The 18635-nt window shown below is 40.4% G+C and carries 10 protein-coding genes and 1 pseudogene; 3 read left to right on the top strand and 8 right to left on the bottom strand.

Features of this window, described 5'->3' with window-relative positions:
- Nucleotides 1-252 precede the first annotated feature (252 nt).
- Both HMPREF9007_RS08090 and HMPREF9007_RS08095 read left to right on the top strand, forming a co-directional pair.
- Entirely contained in the window at nucleotides 253-2067 is a 1815-nt protein-coding gene (locus HMPREF9007_RS08090; RefSeq protein WP_008762477.1) for a sugar-binding domain-containing protein, read from the top strand.
- Between the two features lie 13 nt (nucleotides 2068-2080).
- Nucleotides 2081-4594, top strand: coding sequence for a DUF4965 domain-containing protein (locus HMPREF9007_RS08095; protein ID WP_008762476.1), 2514 nt, complete (start codon nucleotides 2081-2083; stop codon nucleotides 4592-4594).
- Nucleotides 4595-4691: 97 nt separating this feature from the next.
- Here HMPREF9007_RS08095 and HMPREF9007_RS08100 read toward each other — a convergent pair whose 3' ends face one another.
- The 3 genes from HMPREF9007_RS08100 to HMPREF9007_RS08110 form a co-directional block, all read right to left on the bottom strand.
- Entirely contained in the window at nucleotides 4692-5195 is a 504-nt protein-coding gene (locus HMPREF9007_RS08100) for a DUF3828 domain-containing protein (protein ID WP_008762475.1), read from the bottom strand.
- 44 nt (nucleotides 5196-5239) lie between these two features.
- Nucleotides 5240-6004 carry a hypothetical protein gene (locus HMPREF9007_RS27800; RefSeq protein WP_225651893.1) on the bottom strand — a complete coding sequence of 255 codons (765 nt, stop codon included), beginning with the start codon at nucleotides 6002-6004 and terminating at the stop codon, nucleotides 5240-5242.
- A gap of 169 nt (nucleotides 6005-6173) precedes the next feature.
- Complete coding sequence (locus HMPREF9007_RS08110; protein ID WP_032850590.1) at nucleotides 6174-6749, bottom strand: hypothetical protein; 576 nt, start codon at nucleotides 6747-6749, stop codon at nucleotides 6174-6176.
- Between the two features lie 370 nt (nucleotides 6750-7119).
- Between HMPREF9007_RS08110 and HMPREF9007_RS08115 the strand changes: the two genes are divergently transcribed.
- Complete coding sequence (locus tag HMPREF9007_RS08115) at nucleotides 7120-9675, top strand: hypothetical protein (protein ID WP_008762472.1); 2556 nt, start codon at nucleotides 7120-7122, stop codon at nucleotides 9673-9675.
- Nucleotides 9676-9810: 135 nt separating this feature from the next.
- Here HMPREF9007_RS08115 and HMPREF9007_RS08120 read toward each other — a convergent pair whose 3' ends face one another.
- From HMPREF9007_RS08120 to HMPREF9007_RS08140, 5 genes and pseudogenes are all read right to left on the bottom strand, one after another.
- The gene (locus tag HMPREF9007_RS08120; RefSeq protein WP_008762471.1) at nucleotides 9811-10872 is read right to left on the bottom strand and encodes a DUF4973 domain-containing protein; all 1062 of its coding nucleotides are present in this window, start codon (nucleotides 10870-10872) and stop codon (nucleotides 9811-9813) included.
- A gap of 22 nt (nucleotides 10873-10894) precedes the next feature.
- Nucleotides 10895-13012: a RagB/SusD family nutrient uptake outer membrane protein gene (locus HMPREF9007_RS08125; RefSeq protein WP_008762470.1), complete on the bottom strand. Its 2118-nt coding sequence runs from the start codon at nucleotides 13010-13012 to the stop codon at nucleotides 10895-10897.
- Between the two features lie 15 nt (nucleotides 13013-13027).
- Nucleotides 13028-16150, bottom strand: a complete 3123-nt coding sequence (locus HMPREF9007_RS08130; RefSeq protein WP_008767691.1) for a TonB-dependent receptor — start codon at nucleotides 16148-16150, stop codon at nucleotides 13028-13030.
- Between the two features lie 16 nt (nucleotides 16151-16166).
- The gene (locus tag HMPREF9007_RS08135) at nucleotides 16167-17723 is read right to left on the bottom strand and encodes an IPT/TIG domain-containing protein (protein ID WP_008762468.1); all 1557 of its coding nucleotides are present in this window, start codon (nucleotides 17721-17723) and stop codon (nucleotides 16167-16169) included.
- Nucleotides 17724-17780: 57 nt separating this feature from the next.
- Nucleotides 17781-18383 (bottom strand): annotated as a pseudogene (locus tag HMPREF9007_RS08140) (DUF1793 domain-containing protein); the annotation flags it as partial.
- Between the last annotated feature and the right edge of the window lie 252 nt (nucleotides 18384-18635).

Here is an 18635-nt window from a genome sequence, read left to right as displayed (position 1 = left end):
ATCCGCGGAAACATACGATTGTTCTCCCTCCAAAAGTCATAATTATCTCCGGTAATATAAGCTACTTATTATTCAATTAAGGACAAAAAATAACCATTATCGCATAAAAAACTGTCATTCACTATAAAATGACGAGCATTTATCATTTATTGAACAGCAAATTTCCTTTATTCTTCTCTGATTGGCTTTTCTTTGCAATATTCCTTTTATGAATATTAATTCTTCTATTTAATACATATAAAGATAATTACCATGAAAAAGAATTTTCTAGCAGTGCTATTCGCATTGGCTCTTTGTAGCCCGACATTCGCTCAATGGAAGCCCGCCGGTGATAAGATAAAGACTCCGTGGGGTGAGCAGTTGAATCCTAAAAACGTATTACCGGAATACCCACGCCCCATTATGGAACGCCAGGATTGGAAGAATCTGAATGGTAGCTGGAATTATGCGATTACTAAAAAAGGAGAACCGGCACCAAACAATTACCAAGGAGAGATTTTAGTACCTTTTGCAGTCGAATCTTCCCTGTCAGGAGTAGGTAAAACCATTAACGAGCATCAGGAATTATGGTATCAGCGTACTTTTGATGTACCGTCAGCATGGAAAGGCAAACAAATATTACTGCACTTCGGAGCTGTGGACTGGAAAGCCGATGTATGGGTAAATGACGTAAAAGTAGGACAACATACAGGAGGCTTCACTCCATTCTACTTTGATATTACTTCCGCATTGAATAAAGGCAATAACCAGCTGGTTGTGAAAGTGTGGGACCCCTCTGACCGTGGCGAACAGCCGAGAGGAAAACAAGTAGAAAGACCGGAAGGAATCTGGTATACACCAGTCACAGGTATCTGGCAGACTGTATGGCTGGAACCGGTAGCTGCCCAGCATATCGCCCAACTGAAAACAACTCCGGATATCGACAAGAAGACTGTCAAAGTGGAAGTAGCCACCAACGTATGCTCTCCAGACAAAGTGGAAGTGAAAGTATTCGACGGCAAAAACCTCGTAGCCAAAGGAGCGGCGCTCAATGGCGTACCGGTAGAATTAACAATGCCGGAAGACGTTAAATTATGGACACCCGAGTCTCCTTCACTTTATAATATGGAAGTCACTCTTTATAAAGACGGCAAAGCTGTAGACCAAGTGAAGAGTTACACCGCTCTCCGCAAATTCTCAACTCATAAAGACAAGAATGGTATTACACGCCTGCAACTCAACAACAAAGACTATTTCCAGTTTGGTCCGCTCGACCAGGGTTGGTGGCCGGACGGCTTATACACAGCGCCAACAGACGAAGCATTGGTATATGACTTGAAGAAGATCAAAGATTTCGGCTACAACATGGTGCGCAAGCACGTAAAAGTAGAACCGGCACGCTGGTATACTTATTGCGACCAACTCGGACTGATCGTATGGCAAGATATGCCGAACGGAGGTCGCGGTCCTGCCGAATGGCAGATGCACAAGTACTATGACGGCGCAGACGCCATCCGCTCCGCAGCATCAGAAGCTAACTATCGCAAAGAATGGAAAGAAATTATCGACTACCTGTATTCTTATCCGAGCATCGGCGTATGGGTACCTTTCAACGAAGCATGGGGACAATTCAAGACTCCTGAAATCACTAAATGGACGAAAGAATACGACCCCAGCCGTCTGGTAAACCCTGCCAGTGGAGGTAACCACTACACGTGCGGAGATATTCTCGACCTTCATAACTATCCCGGACCGAACCTCTATCTCTACGATCCGATACGCGCTACCGTACTGGGCGAATATGGCGGTATAGGTATGGCACTGAAAGGACATCTGTGGCTGGCAGACAAGAACTGGGGCTACGTGAAGTTCAACACGCCGGAAGAAGTGACTAATGAATACATAAAATATGCAGACCATTTATTGGAACTGATCGAGAAAGGCTTCTCGGCTGCCGTATACACACAAATCACAGATGTGGAAGAAGAAGTGAACGGTCTGGTTACTTACGACCGGAAAGTGATCAAAGTAGACGAGCCTAAAATCAAAGCCATCAACCAGAAAATTTGTAACTCGCTAAATAAATAAAAGTTTCATATTAATGAATAAACTATTCTCTACAATCATGTCAGTTTGCCTCGCATGCAATGTGCAGGCAACTGACCTGTTTAAAACGAGTCAGGATATCGCTTTGCGTGCACCGTCCGTACCTCTGATCACTTCCGATACTTATCTTGCTATCTGGTCTCCCTACAACGAACTGAACGAAGGGAACACCGAACACTGGACAGCCGCCACCCATCCTTTACTGGGCGCGCTCCGGGTGGACGGGAAAGTATATCGTTTCATGGGCAAGGACAAGCTAAACCTCGAAACAATCCTTCCGATGACAAACACCGAACGTTGGGAAGCAAAGTTCACCATGAGCCAACCGGCGGCCAACTGGATACAGCCCCAGTTCGATGATTCCGGATGGACCAAGGGCAAAGCCGCTTTCGGCACCAAAGACATGAAACGCATCGGCACAGAGTGGAACACCGAAGACATCTGGGTACGCCGTAGTTTCAACCTCAATCAAGACCTGACAAACGACATTATCTACTTACGTTATTCACACGACGATGTATTCGAGCTCTATCTGAACGGAGAAAAACTGGTGGCAACCGATTATTCCTGGAATGACGATGTTACCATCGAACTATCCGCATCAGCTAAAGCCAAGCTCCGTAAAGGAACAAACATTATTGCAGCACACTGTCACAACACAACCGGCGGAGCATACGTTGATTTCGGCCTGTTCCGTGAGAACAAACAGCTCAGCAACTTCAAGGAAGCTGCTATCCAGAAGTCTGTCGATGTATTACCGACACAGACCTACTATACATTCACCTGCGGTCCGGTAGAACTGGATCTTGTATTCACAGCACCTCTGCTGATGGAAGATCTTGATCTTATCTCGACCCCTATCAACTACATCTCCTATCGGGTACGTTCACTCGACAAGAAACAACATGATGTGCAAGTGTATATCGAAACAACCCCGCAACTTGCCGTACACGAACCGTCACAACCAACCATCTCAGAAAAGATCAGCAAAAACGGAATGGATTACCTCAAGGCAGGTACCATCGACCAGCCTTACGTAAAACGTAAAGGAGACGGTGTACGCATCGACTGGGGATATGCTTATCTGGGAAGCAACAGCGCACCCAACAAGGACTTAAGCATAGGTAACTACTATGACATGAAGCAAGCCTTCATCACCAATGGCAAACTATTACCCAACTCCCAGGATTTCATTACCCGCAGCGAAAGTGACATGCCCGCTATGGCTTATACCGAAAACTTAGGCAAGGTAGACAATCAAGGGAAAAGCGGATATGTGATGTTAGGCTACGACGATATCTACTCGATCGAATATTTCTACGAACGCCGCATGGCATACTGGAAACACAACGGTCAAGTCAGCATCTTTGATGCTTTCGAACGTGCGCAGGCTTCTTATCCCTCATTGATGAAACGTTGCCGTGCCTTCGACCAACAACTGATGGCTGATGCAGAAAAAGCCGGAGGCAGGAAATATGCCGAACTACTCGCATTGACTTACCGCCACTCCATTACCGCCCATAAACTCCTTACCGACAAGGAAGGCAACCTGCTTTTCTTATCCAAAGAGAACCATAGTAACGGCTGTATCAACACAGTAGACCTAACTTATCCATCCGCTCCACTATACCTTATTTACAATACGGAACTGATGAAGGGAATGCTCAACTCTATCTTCTACTACAGCGAAAGCGGACGCTGGAACAAGCCTTACCCCGCTCATGACTTAGGAACTTATCCAATAGCCAACGGGCAACTTTATGGTGAAGATATGCCTATCGAAGAAGCCGGAAACATGATTCTGGTAACTACAGCCATCTCTATGATGGAAGGCAATGCCAACTATGCTTCCAAATACTGGGAAACATTATCAACATGGGCAAACTATCTGATTGAGAACGGTCTGGACCCTGAAAACCAACTTTGTACAGATGACTTTGCCGGACATCTGGCACACAATGCCAATCTTTCCGCCAAAGCGATCATGGCAATCGCCGGATACGGAGAAATGGCACGTATGCTGGGCAAAGAAACGACCGCGAACAAATACATCGAAACCGCCAAAAGACTGGCGATAGAATGGGAGAAGATGGCATTTGACGGCGATCACTACAAACTGGCATTTGACAAACCGGGAACGTGGAGTCAGAAATACAATCTGATATGGGACAAAGTGTTTAACATGAACATTTTCCCGCAGAAAGTATTTGATACGGAAATTCCTTTCTATCTGACCAAGCAAAATAAATATGGTTTGCTATTGGACTCCCGCGCACAATATACCAAATCCGACTGGGTACTATGGAGTGCCTGTATGTCTCCAGACGATGCTACGTTCCAAAAGTTCATCGACCCGATCTATACTTATGCGAACGAAACAACTTCCCGTGTGCCTATCAGCGACTGGCATGATACGAATACAGGAAAGATGATGAATTTCAAGGCACGTTCCGTAGTAGGTGGCTACTACATGAAGCTACTGATGGAAAAAGTCAAAGAACAGAAATAAAACGAATACTCTTTTCCTCGTTGAATATAGACAAACAGCCCTTTTGCCTAGCGTAAAAGATGCTGTTTGTCTTTTTTCATATCATTTAATGATACGATCAGTTTTCCGGAGTTATATCATCAATCAGATATTGTCCGTCAACGTTAACCACTCTGACCGGGATACTCACGGCACGTTCATACTGGCTGCCTTTAGCCGAAGTATAGTTAACCTCATACCAATTATCATTCAGATGTTTCACCGACAATGTTTTCATGTCATTTTCACCTAAATCTTGCGCACGAATGATCGGATCGGCATCTGTCGCCTCTATCAGCCTATCAACTTTCTCTATCAGCTCTTTGGTCAGAAACTTTTGCTTAATTGAATCCCCAAGTGCGAGAGCTTCTTTACCGGTGGACATGAAACTGGCAGCATAAGCCTCATAAAAGTCTTCAATCATGCCGATGGCTTCTTGTTCAATTCTACTACTGTCCGACACATTCGCCTGTACGTCAGCTGGTTCTGCCGATGTATCCATATTCTTCCGGCTCTGATTGGAACAGGAAAGAAGAAGCATTACGGACTGCAATAATAACAAATGTACAATTCTCAATTTCATAACATTAATGGTTCTTGTTTTAAACTAATAATCAGATTTCCAAACTAATCAGCCTCCCCCTTCAGAATCTCTTCAGTTTTATCCTGACCGGTATAAAAATCTATATTTGCAAAATAACACAAATATTTCCAGAAATAAAGCGTCAGGAACATTCGCACATCACGATCTGTTTTAAAATCACTGCAAAAATGATCCGTGTTCCTGGCAATTTCCCCAAATATCATAACCGAAGAAACTCCTCCTGTCGCATTTTCCGCTTTGACATACGCTTTCAAGGCCGGATGAATGGCCGGTTCCAATTCTCTTTGCCAATATGTGAAGCCATCCAACCGTTTCTTAAACGGCAAAATTATAGACTCAACCTGAGCTTTCATATACGCATATTGTAGTGAATCGGCAACAAGGCTAAGAGAGCCACCATACTCCTGCTGATTCTTGGATGCTTGTTGATAAGCATCAGACTGACGATATTCTGACGGAGAAACACCATCCGGAACAAACAGCGTGCAAGAATCATTCAGAATAGCTCCATCAACAAAATAGGAATGAAGTAAACCACCCGCATATAGTTTTTCATTAATCTGTTTCAGCCGAGCCTTGTCTACATCCAACAGATAGTTGAAGTGATATCGTTCCAAGCCCTTTACCAATAAGTCAAGAGCATCTTTTCGACCATAATTTCTTTCCAACGTTGCTTGAAAGAAATTCATCATTTCCGATTCCAGTGAATCTATCTCAGCTTCCTTATTCTTCTGCCCATAGGAAGAAAGCACAATAAGCTGAAACAAAAAAATAAAATAATACTTCATATGAATATTAGTTTTAAAATCAAATTATAGCAACACATTAATCTTTTTCCCATCTGTTTGTCAGATATTAACAACTGAGAAGTTAAACAACAATGCTTATCATTCCCAGGCGGGAAACGGCAGTTTTCCGTATAGGAAACGACTAGAAACAACAGTCATCCCTATGTTTTCATTTACCACCTAGCATCTCATGAATTACATCCTCTCTTTTATTGCTAAGTTCATCTATCAACTTTTTCGTGTGTTGTCTTATTGCTGGACTGAAGATTTGGAGATACTCCTTTTCGATTTCATCCAAAGAATAATTCTTGTTATCCCTCAAAAAGAGTACGAATACATAAGTTGGTTTCTCCTTCAAGCGTTTTTCGAAAAGAGAGGCAGCTTGTTTGTAAGCATCCATAGCCAGGCTCTTTTTAGCATTCTCTTCCAGCATCATTCCCTTACCTAAAATATAGTAAGGATCATCCGGAGAGAATTTCTCCATTTGCAACATGGTTTGCAGTGCTTTCTCCTTCTGTCCCAACGCCATTAAGTATTTAATCTTATTTGCATATGCCAGTTTGTATGAAGGCTCCAAAGCTATCGCCTCATCTGAAAGATGAATAGCCTTATTTAAAGAATCGGAATCATTAAAGAAACCCGCAGTTTTCACAGATTGGTTATTCTTCTCAACTGCTTTGGGAGAAATCTGAGCTATCGCAAAACTCGTGTTCGTGCATAAAAGCAAAATAATAAGTGTTCTCATAATTCTATTTATTATCATTGATTAGATTTTGTTTAATGTGATACACAAAGAACGACAAAAAACAATAGAAACACGAACATTTTCTATTCAAAAAATGATAAAATCTATTCAACAATAAAAATAAGGCAGCCTTTCTCATTCAGTACAAACGAATTTTGATAAAAAGAATTATCAACATGAAACAGCAATCCGATTAGTATTTATAGAGTAATGAACAGTTTCTTTCTTAGATTGAACGTTTTTTTTCCTTCTTTATTCATCGAAACCGCTATCTTTGTAGTAGTTCACATGATACTAAAATAGCACAGAGAAAGTGCTGAACATAAAAATCATACAATAAAATAGACAACTAAAAATAGACAGCACTAATATGAAAAACAAACCGTTATTATTTTTACTCTCAGTATGCGGACTTTTAGCAATATCTGCACGTGGAGAAAATCCACCCGCTAAAGTGATATTCGAACAGTACATGAATCAAGCTCAAACTTTTGCCGATAACTATCCGCGTGAAAAAGCATATCTGCATTTTGATAATACAAGCTATTATGTGGGCGACACGATATGGTTCAAAGCATATGTCACTCTTGCCGAAAAACAAGTTTTCAGTTCAATCAGCCGTCCTTTGTATGTGGAACTGGTAGATCAGGCAGGGCACGTTACTGATAAACAGATCATTAAACTATCACAAGGAGAAGGCAACGGGCAGTTTGTACTCCCCCAGTCAATGCTATCCGGTTATTACGAAGTACGTGCTTACACCCGCTGGATGCTTGCATTCAGTGATCCGCAGTACTTTTCACGTACTTTCCCTGTCTATCAGCTTTCTCATAGCGACCAGTTGGAGCGTAGTATCAGCACCTATGAGTTGAGTCCGTCTATGGAGAAAAGGCCGGAAGAAACAAGAGAGAAGCTGAGTCTGCGTTTCTTTCCGGAAGGAGGACAGTTAGTCGAAGGGGTAACTTCGCAGGTTGCTTTCAAAGCAGAAAGCAAAAATGAAGGAAATATTCAATTATCAGGTACACTTTATACCAAAGAAGGGCAAGAAATCACGTCTTTTGAAACTTTACACGATGGAATGGGAGCTTTTGAGTATACGCCTTCTGCTCTGCCGGCAATCGCTAAAGTAAACTTTCAAGGAAAACAGTATGAATTTACCCTCCCTAAAGCACTGCCAAGCGGGTATATTCTGAAAGTAGGCAATAATGCAGGGGCTATTTCTGTGACGGTATCATGTAATGCAGCGACCCCGCAGGATACATTAGCCGTTTTTATAAGCCATCAGGGACGTCCCCATGCCTATCAGCTTATCCACTGTCAGGCAAATAAGCCTCAGCAATTTACAGTATTGTCGCGCAAGTTACCGGCAGGAGTCTTACAAATCAGTCTGCTCAATCGTGCCGGAAATACTTTATGCGACCGCTTTATCTTTGCTTCTCCACGGGCTCCTTTACAAATCTCGCCCAAAGGTTTAAAAGAGATTTACGCTCCTTATGCTCCCATCCGCTGCGAACTGCAGTTGAACAACGCCATAGGAGAACCGATACCCGGCAAATTATCAGTCAGTATCCGTGACGCCGTCCGCTCTGATTATATGGAATATGATAACAATATCTTCACCGACCTTCTACTTACATCGGACTTGAAAGGCTACATTCATCAACCCGGCTACTACTTCACAGAGAGTTCTCTCCGGAAACAGAAGGAACTGGATATACTGTTAATGGTACACGGATGGCGTAAATATGATATGACACAACAGATCGGTATCAGCCCATTCACCCCACTTCAGTTGCCTGAAAGCCAACTGGTACTTTATGGACAAGTCAAATCTACGATTCTCAAAAACAAGCTGAAGGATATAGCTCTCAGCGTAATGGTGAAGAGAGATGCAGAGATTATTACCGGTCAGACCGTTACGGATGAGAACGGACATTTCAGCATTCCGCTGGAAGATTTCGAGGGATCAATGGAAGCTGTGATCCAGACTCGCAAAGTGGGAAAAGAACGAAATAAGGACGCTTCTATTCTCATCGACCGGCATTTCTCGCCTGCTACGCGTGCTTACGGTTACAGAGAGTTGCACCCGGAGTGGAGCAACATTGCCCACTGGCAACAGGAAGCTGAAAAATTCGACTCTTTATATATAGATTCCATCCGTCGGGTAGACGGGCTTTATCTTTTGGACGAAGTTGAAATCAAAAGTAAGCGGCGCCGTCAAAGTACGAATATGGCGACTAAAATTAATGAGCAAAGTATTGATGCCTACTATGATATACGCCAGGCTGTCGATCAGCTTCGCGATAATGGCAAAGTTGTCACCACTATCCCGGAAGTGATGGAAAAATTAAATCCACTCTTTTACTGGGACCGTTCCAATGATAACTGTACTTACCGCCAGAAACCGATCTGTTATATTATGGATAACAAAATTCTATCGTCAACAGAAGTAAACATGATGCTGACTGAAATAGACGGTTTGGCTTCTATTATCATCAGTAAAGGCACAGGAGGAGTAGATGATGAAATTATCCAAAACACCAAAATGTCCAATTCCAATGATGTAGATGTATCGGAACTGGACAAATATAGTATCTTCTACCTCATTCCATTGCCCAGACATGATGTTCTGAATAAACACGAGACTGCGGCTCTTGGTACCCGGCAGACTGTTATGCAGGGATATACACCGGCATTGGAGTATTATTCTCCTGCTTATATAGATAAAGAATTATACATGGATAAAGCAGACAAAAGACGAACTCTTTACTGGAATCCGACTGTGCAGACGGATGAAAATGGAAAGGCAGTGATCGAATGTTACAATAATCAGTATTCCACGCCATTGATTATTCAAGCTGAGACACTGAGTAATGACGGGAAGCTAGGGAGCGTGACGTATTCTACAGTTGCAGAAACGAAATAGTATGCTTTAGGATATTTGACAATAAACGGCACACAATCAGTCCTAAAATAACTTTTCAAAATAAGAGAAGAGGGTGAATTCAATAACTTGAACTTCACCCTCTTCTTGAATCATTAGATTAGCGATTAATAGAAACTACCATTCAATTGCTTGATCTTCGTCTGGAATCTGAGTATTGATATCACGTGATAATGTCAATGTACCTTTTACATGATAGCGAATGATGGTACCTTCCACTGGTATATAATTGAAATAATAATCAACATTATTAATTATTACATAACGGTGTTCCAGATAAGGCTTCGCGTCATCCATTGATGAAGAAATACGAAATGAAGGAGTCACGTCCTTGTTTAATTCAAATCCAATCTCTTCTGCATTATCACAGGAAATAGTAACCGAACCATTCGTCTCACCATTAAAAGCAAATTTGATTTTATACTTTCTACGGTCTGTATAATCCTCATCTACTATTCCTGCATACGTAAAAATTGTCTGTTCATCTATCACATACCCTCTTATTGACGATTTTGTGATAGATTCTGCTGTTTCTATCGGTTTACCATCTCCATCATATCCCGTCACCACCTTGTTGGTTATTCCTGTACCAGAATAATCGCCAGAGTAATCATTAAATGGGAAGATTCTCAATATCGCCTTAGCATAGTCTTTACGTGGATGAGCTACGTAGTTGTAAGACGCGTCGTCTACAATCTGCAATGGAAGTACCCATTTTTCTGACATATCAATGTTGCGAAAATCAAATTTAAGATCCAGTAAACCTTTATTTTCTCCTGCTTTTATCTGTAGAGATTCTGGATATGAAGCGTATGCCAATCCTTCTGCTCCCATATCCTCATAATATAGTTCTGTACGTGTAGCGTAACGAGCGTAATTCAAAATATTCAATGTATCAGCATCATGTGCTACGTGTACAGTGACATTACTTGGATTATCGGTAGAACCACTAACAAGTATCGGTAACTGATAATTGGACCTCCCTTCTCCTCCTTCTGCATAATTTCCTTCTGCATCATGGCGGCTATAAGGTACATATATATTCGTCACTCCCTTACTATCCAGTTGTGAACTGAAAGAAATGTAGTGCTCATATTGTTCATCTTCCCATTCCGAATTGCAGGAAGTTCCCAACATTGTCATTGCAGCCAAAGCTGCCAAAGTATATATTTTCTTCATATATAAGTCTTTATGTTTAGAATTAATCATACATTGTCCATCCTGGGTTCTGTGTTAAACGTGAATTACGTTTCAACTCACTATGTTTGATAGGCCATAACCATAGCTTTTCCGAGAAAGTAGACGGGAGATTGTAAACAGGAATTGCCGAATGGAATTCGTCTCTCTTAGCTTCACCAACAAAGACATTACAACCGTATATTTGCAGAGATTCTTCTACTGGCGCATCTTTCCAACGGCGAATGTCAAAGTAACGTTTTCCTTCGCCCATTAACTCTATCATACGTTCACGTTTTAATGCTTTACGCATATCATCAACCCCACTCTGCAGATAAAATTCATCTGGATAGTCAGGCAACCCGGCACGAATACGTACCGGATGAATACCTCTTTCCATTTGTTCTTTATCACGGCTGATAGTGTAGGTTGTCGCCTCATTCCAAGAAGGTATATTGTATGTTCCAGTCAACTCATTCAATGCTTCAGCATAAAGCAGTAGAATATCCGCATAGCGAATTGCTGTTTCAGCTTTCGCAACATAATTGCCTGGATAGTCGTTTGGATGAACAAACTTTTTGATTCCTATACCTGTACGCAAGTAGAAACCGTCATTACGATAACCATCGGAACTTCCAAAGTAGTACCAAACTTGTTGATTTACATCGGCAGGTTTGCTTTCAGTCTGGCTCAAATAATACCAGGTACAGCCATTATAAGCAACAGAAGCATAGAATCGTGGTTCGCGTTCTACATATTGCAAAGAAACATTCATCCCAGTTTTGGCCTGATCGTTATCTCCTTTCTTCGGATCATATTTCCAACCTAATTCCGGATATTTATTATCCTTCAAGTCTTGCAAATCAGTAAATCCAGTTCTACGTTCACGAGTATCTACAATACCTTGATAATTAGCTACTCCTTGATACATAGAGTTCATACCCGGCTCATTACTACCATTATTCATATAATATGCATCCAGCATTTTCTGTGTCATACCATGACAGTTCCAGCCGCCATCATCCTTAGGCATCTGATGAAGTACCAACATATCTATATTTGTTGCCCCGCGTGTAAATATCAGTTCTTTATTGTTTGCAGGTAATATAGTACCATCAAAGATAGTACGATATGATCTGAGCGGGTCAATATTTGTCCATCCTTTTGGCCAGGGTTGATTGGAAAACTCGCCATCAGCCGGTGGAGTAACAGTCGGACGTTCAGAAGGTCCATTATCAGATGTGGATTTATTTACAATATTCAACTCATAAACATCTAAATCGATGACATCACGGCAAGCGGCAGCAGCTTTTGCCCATTTTTCTTCACTATATTCGGAAGAAAGCAAACGACGCCCTTCATCATCTACCAATTGCTGCGCATATTCATCATTATTTCCATTAGCAAACGGACTAGCTGCAAAAATCAGTGCATAAGCACGAACTGCCAATGCAGCTCCACGAGTAGGTCGGCCTATAGCATAATTATCAGTACGACGATCATATTGTAACTCTTTAGTAGCCTGTACCATTTCGTCACTGATATATTGTGCCACTTCTTCGTATGAGCTACGTGGAGTAGCTATTTGATCATAACTTTGAGTATAATCCACTCCTTCGTCCGGCATAATAGGCACTGGACCATAACGACGTAAGAGCAACCAGTAATAGTAAGCACGAACAAAACGAGCCTGCCCCTTATAATCTAGTATTTCCCAATCAGCCATCTCTTGACACCGGTCAACATTATGGATAAATACTGATGCTTGGAAAATTCCTTTATAACATGCCCCCCATGCCCCAACATTATAAGTATTCTCATCATATTCTCCTAACTTGAACATATTATATGACAATTCATTCTTTGTTGCATCGATTGTCTTATCGCGGTCACCATAATACATATCGTCTGAAAAACAAAACGAATTCTCACTTGGTCCTTTAGTCGTCACCTCATAGTTTTCATTTTTTATAAATGAAAAAGCATAAGCTAACCATTCTTCCACATGATCCTTACTTTCGAAAGTTTTCTCCAGTGTCAGACGATCCTTAAAATATTTCTCCGAATTCAGGTAATCAGAGCAAGAAGAAATTACTCCCATCCCTAATACGGTTAATAATAATATATAAATCTTCTTTATCATAATCTCTTAGTATTTTTATAAGTTAACAGATAAACCCATAGTAACTGATTTTGTTAGCGGATAGGCTTCACCCCGCGGATTGCCAGTTTCCGGGTCCCATGTTTTGAACTTAGACCATGTAATCAGGTTTGATCCTGCAATATAGATACGAATATTATTGAAGTGCAGTTTATTGACTATGCTTTTTGGCAAAGTATAACCGATATCCAGATTCTTCAAACGAATATATCGACCATCACGCATCCAATAAGTAGAGGTTTGTTGGTTGTTTTTATTTTCCCCATAAGTTAAACGCGGATATGTTGCATTGGGGTTCTCATTAGCATGCAATCCCAGTTTGGCAGCAGTCTCTGAATCTACCCAACGATCACTTATCATATCTTTAAAGATATTTCCCCAGTCACTTTCGCTGAATGCATATACACACTTACCATAAATAGGGAAAGTGGATTTACCGGCACCTTGGAAGTGAACATTTACATCAATTCCTTTCCATGCGAAAGATGCCCCTATACCATATACTAAGTTTGGAGTGGTAGTAGCGCCAATAGCAACTTTATCATTATCGTTTACAACACCATCACCATTTACATCTTTATATTTGATATCTCCAGGCTGCACTGTACCGAACTCTTGTTTCGGGCTGGTACGAATATCATCGTAATCAGCAAACAATCCTTCAGCTATCAATCCTTTAACTTGATCTACACGATACCCTTTTTGATATAAATAAGAATAGACTTGATTCTCTTCATCCTTTTCGAGCACTTCATTCTTACTATAAGTTATATTCCCACGAATAGTCATATCCACCTCACCCAGTTTCTGCTTAAGAGCAAAATTGCCATCAAAACCTTGAGATTTCACTTCACCTACATTCGCTTTAGGTTTGCTCTCAAGACCTGTAATGTCAGGCAAAAACTCACGTGTTAAAAAAATACCTGTACGTTTTTCGTGGAAATAGTCAACTGTCGCTGTAAATTTGTCATTAAACAAAGAAAGATCAATCCCCAGGTCATCCTTAGTCGCAACTTCCCAAGTAATGCCATTAGAAGCCATCTGTGTGTAATGAGTTCCTATGAATGATTTTCCATAATCACCAAATCCCCAGTTATATACATAATTAGGCTTGCCTTCGCTGTTATATCCTGTAGTGGCTATAGTATATAAGTATGGGAAACGGTTGTTATCTCCAATATTATCATTACCTACCTTACCATGAGAATAACGTATTTTAAACATATTCATCCACTTCAAGTTATTCTTAACAAATGACTCTTCGGCAACGTTCCATGCAAGAGAAAAAGCCGGGAAGAAACCGAATTGATTTCCTGGTGCAAAATTTTCCGATCCGGTATAACCAAAATTAAAATCAACAAAGTAACGATAGTTCCAGTTATAAGTAAATCGTCCTGCTAACCCTTGATTACGTTTTGATACTCCATTCTTAATATCCGTACCAATGTCTACTGTCCGCTTCTCACTATCTTGTGTGTAACGGAAAGTAACTCCTCCATGATGATTTCCGAAAGCACGTTCCCAGCTTAACAGTAAATCAAGGAATTCACGACGTTTGCCAGAGCTACCACTTGATTGTGTCATGTCATATGCGGAGAACATTTTCTCATAAATAATCTCTCCCGTTTCTTGTCTACGTCCGTTCGCTTTATACAAATCTGGTTGACGATGACGATTAATCCAGTTACTGTTGTCTGTATCATAGCCAAAACGTCCTACAAACTTCAATCCCTTGGTAATGAAATCAAAATTTTGTTCTAATGTAACATTAGTTTGTACATTATTCTGCCAATCTTCATTGTATCCAGTTTGCGTAGATGCAACCCAGGGATTAAGTTTGTTTACGTTATCCCGGTGGGAAATAGGCGCATATCCATTGGAATAGTATACAGGCGTTGCAATAGGATTGTATCCGAAAAGCATGCCCCATAACATCTCGTTATCAGCCAGTCCTGGACTATTACGTTTGGCTAATGAACCTGCTATACCTAGTTTCAATAAAGTCGATTTGGTGATATCTATATCAACATTCATACGATAATTCCACTTTTTATAGTTGGCATTTGTATCGTAATCATCACGTAACGTTTGGTCTGTGTTATACATACCTTGATCTTCCGTATAACTTGCAGAAACAAAATAACGAGCAGTGTTACCACCACCATTCATGTTCAAGTTAGCGCGATAACTCCATGCTCCGTTTTTTAGGATCAAATCCATCCAGTCCACATTCGGATAGAAATCCGGATCCATTTGTGTACGAAATAACTCTAATTCTTCCGGTTGATAGGCCATTCCTAAATTGCGAGTCACTAATGCTTCGTTCATCAGACTGGCATACGAAAGACCGTCTACAAATTCCGGAGTGATAGTACGCGTATTATAAGAAGTTTCTACCTTGGCATCAATATTGATTTTTCCAGCTTTACCACGTTTTGTTGTAATCAATACTACACCATTTGCACCTTTAGAACCATAAATAGCAGTAGCTGACGCATCTTTCAATACTGTGAATGATTCGATGTCTTCAATGTTAAGTTCATCCAAACTGCTACGTTCAAAGCCATCCACCAGAATATAAGCACTTGAACTAGCTCCAAAAGTAGAAATACCACGTATCCAAAACTCAGAAGTACTTTTTCCCGGTTGTCCGGAAGTTTGTCGGGCAATAATACCCGGAACATTACCGGCCAAAGCGTTAGACATATTGGAAGTAGGGAAACGTTTTAAATCTCCCACATTCACATTGGTTACAGCTCCCGTCACTGTCAGTTTTTTCTGTGCCCCCATACCAGTTACCACAACCTCATCCAGTACACTAGCCTCTGATTCTTTCATCTTTACATTAACAGTATGCTGTTCTTTTACAAGTACTTCCACATCATCATATCCGATGTATGAGAAGACTAGTCGATGATAAGGTTCCATCTTTATAGAAAAATTACCATTGATATCCGTAATGGTTCCCAAACCTGCTACATCCTTTACAGTGATATTAACACCAATCATCGGCTCATCTTGTGTGTCGGTAACCGTACCAGTCACGGTAATTGTTTGTTGTGCAGAAATCGTCAATGGGACAACCAGCATCAACAAAAAAATGGCTAAATATTTTTTCATAATCTGATAAATGTGTTTATTCGTTAGATTCCACTGTTGATTCATCTTCCGGTATATTCTCGTCACCGGCTACATTCTCTTCTTGCTCCATTGAAATAGTGCGAATAGTATGTCCCACCTGATCATGTACATAAAACATCTCTTTCGCATCATCATAAACAAGTCCACTTACATCACGGAAACGAGCCACTTCTCGTAGGTCACCATCATCAGTTCCCCATTGGTTTCCGTCAGCTAAGGAAGTTGACGCTCCTCGTCCCGCATAGGTCGATACGATACCTTCTGGAGTTACTTTACGTACACAGAAGTTTAATCGATCTACAAAATAGAAATCATACTCTTCTTCACCAGTATAATCCGGATTTTTCACAAATACTCCTTGACAAGGATTATTCATACGTGCCTCAGTTCCTACATCATCCCTATAACCTGACTGTTTATATCCCCCGACAAAATTATACGGGGTAATAAATTCCTTTTTTATCTCGTCATAGTCGGAACGCATGAAATAATGATTGTTAATCACACCAAAATAAGCATACTTTCCAGTAGGATGAATGAAAATCTGAAATTCCCAACTTGGGTCAGCAATAGTGAATAACTGCTTAAAAGTATTAGGATTGTTCTTTACTATAGGATCCCAACTTCCACCATTCTTAATAGTTTTAAAGTAATCAACCAAGTCTAAACGAAATACTTGTCCCTTTTCATAACTATTAAAATACAATTCTCCGTTGATTGGATGAATAGTAGCTCCATTACATTGTTTGTAAGCAGCTATCAATTGTATATCAGATCTATCATCGAATGTACCATCCGCATTACGTTTAATAATATATACACTAGGACTTTCATCTCCCTTACCATCATAATCAATAGCTACAATCATATATTCCGCCTCATCAGCATATCCTTCTATCTTCTTATTGAAAGCAATGCTTCGTATACGATTAGTAGGTATAGTATTGATATTCAAAGGAGAAGAAAGCATACGATTTTTTAAATCGATCAACTGTATAGCTTTATGTCCATCGTAACAAATATACAAATGATCCTTATTCAACGGATCAAAAGCTAATCGTCCGTTATCGCTAAAGCCACAGCATTTGACACCTTCCGGTCCATCAAATGGTCCGTCTCTCCAACCTTGATCATCACGATTATTGCGATAGCCACAAAGCGTACCTACTACCATCTTTTTCTCATAGCTAAAAGTAGTACTCGCAGTCGTTGTTACTGCATTCTCTCCTTCTCCTACAGTGATTTCAATTTCACCACTAAAAGCTCCTGAAGGAACAAAACAGTAAACATAAGTACTTTTTACATTAATAACAATAGCATCTTTGCCACCAATCTTCACTTTTACCTTCGAAACATCTGTTCCGAAATTTTCACCATAAATCAATAGTTTCTGATAGGCTCCTCCTTCTTTCGGAGTAAAATCAGAAATTGCTACAGGTTTTGATGGATCAAAGGCTCCAGTCTCTACATTGTCATCGTCCTTACAACTACAAATGCAAATCGTGAATAATGCCAGCAATATCCACCGCCATTCCTTCAATACTTTTTTCATTTTACATTTCATGTTTTTCATTCTAGTTAATAATAAATGTATAGTTAATTAAACATTTCATCGAGTTTTGTCCATTAACACTTGCATCCAGTATCCTCCAATAACCGAACGCGCTTTAAACCCAACCCATTCACCACTGTCTGTGTGATGCCAATCACTGATAGGTACCCGCGAAGTAGTTTCATTGATATATTTATAGAGTGGATCTATGAATTTCTTGAAAGTTTCTAAATCTGAAGACATAGCAGCTGTCCACATAATCCAGTCAGACTTTGTATACTCTTTGCGGGAGTCCAATGGCAATCCGTAAGGATTCTGTTTCGTCAAATAATAGTTAATTTCTTTGTCGATTACATTATTTGGGAATAAATTCAAATTCCACATTTTGTCCCAAATCATATTATATTTCTGACTCCAGGTATTCTCACGGTCGAAAGCAAGGCGGTAATGATCACCTTCATTTGCCATTTCTTCCCATTTCACCGCCATTTTCTTGGCTATACCTGCATATTTCTCTGCAACATCATATAAACCAAGCATATGCGCCATTTCGCTATATCCGGCTACACCCATGATCGCTTTTACTGAAAGATTGGCATTATGGGCCCAATGACCGGCGAAGTCATCCGTGCATAATTGGTTCTCCGGGTCCTGTCCAAACCGTATAACTAGTTTGTAAACGACATATTATCAATGCTTTAATCCGGAAACGTATTGTATTTGTGTTGTCCTAACTCAATCTTTATGCTATTTATCAATAGTGCTATGTCAACAAATTTACATTATCTCCTCTAGCCCGTTTCATATACCCCTATGTTATAAATAAGTTTGGACATATAGAAAGATATGTTATAACGGAATTGGGAACTTAATCTGCATTACTTAAAGAATTATAATATAGGATGAAACATT

It is taken from the genome of Bacteroides sp. 1_1_14, from assembly GCF_000162515.1.
GTDB classification, from domain to species: Bacteria; Bacteroidota; Bacteroidia; order Bacteroidales; family Bacteroidaceae; genus Bacteroides; species Bacteroides thetaiotaomicron.
Note: the sequence above shows the minus strand (reverse complement) of the source record. Positions and strands in the feature narration are given on the sequence as shown.

What these genes read in the sequence shown, in the direction of transcription:
- HMPREF9007_RS08090 (WP_008762477.1), top strand. Translation starts at nt 253, where the DNA reads ATGAAAAAGAATTTTCTAGCAGTGCTATTCGCATTGGCTCTTTGTAGC.
- HMPREF9007_RS08095 (WP_008762476.1), top strand. Translation starts at nt 2,081, where the DNA reads ATGAATAAACTATTCTCTACAATCATGTCAGTTTGCCTCGCATGCAAT.
- HMPREF9007_RS08100 (WP_008762475.1), bottom strand. Translation starts at nt 5,195, where the DNA reads ATGAAATTGAGAATTGTACATTTGTTATTATTGCAGTCCGTAATGCTT.
- HMPREF9007_RS27800 (WP_225651893.1), bottom strand. Translation starts at nt 6,004, where the DNA reads ATGAAGTATTATTTTATTTTTTTGTTTCAGCTTATTGTGCTTTCTTCC.
- HMPREF9007_RS08110 (WP_032850590.1), bottom strand. Translation starts at nt 6,749, where the DNA reads ATGAGAACACTTATTATTTTGCTTTTATGCACGAACACGAGTTTTGCG.
- HMPREF9007_RS08115 (WP_008762472.1), top strand. Translation starts at nt 7,120, where the DNA reads ATGAAAAACAAACCGTTATTATTTTTACTCTCAGTATGCGGACTTTTA.
- HMPREF9007_RS08120 (WP_008762471.1), bottom strand. Translation starts at nt 10,872, where the DNA reads ATGAAGAAAATATATACTTTGGCAGCTTTGGCTGCAATGACAATGTTG.
- HMPREF9007_RS08125 (WP_008762470.1), bottom strand. Translation starts at nt 13,012, where the DNA reads ATGATAAAGAAGATTTATATATTATTATTAACCGTATTAGGGATGGGA.
- HMPREF9007_RS08130 (WP_008767691.1), bottom strand. Translation starts at nt 16,150, where the DNA reads ATGAAAAAATATTTAGCCATTTTTTTGTTGATGCTGGTTGTCCCATTG.
- HMPREF9007_RS08135 (WP_008762468.1), bottom strand. Translation starts at nt 17,723, where the DNA reads ATGAAAAAAGTATTGAAGGAATGGCGGTGGATATTGCTGGCATTATTC.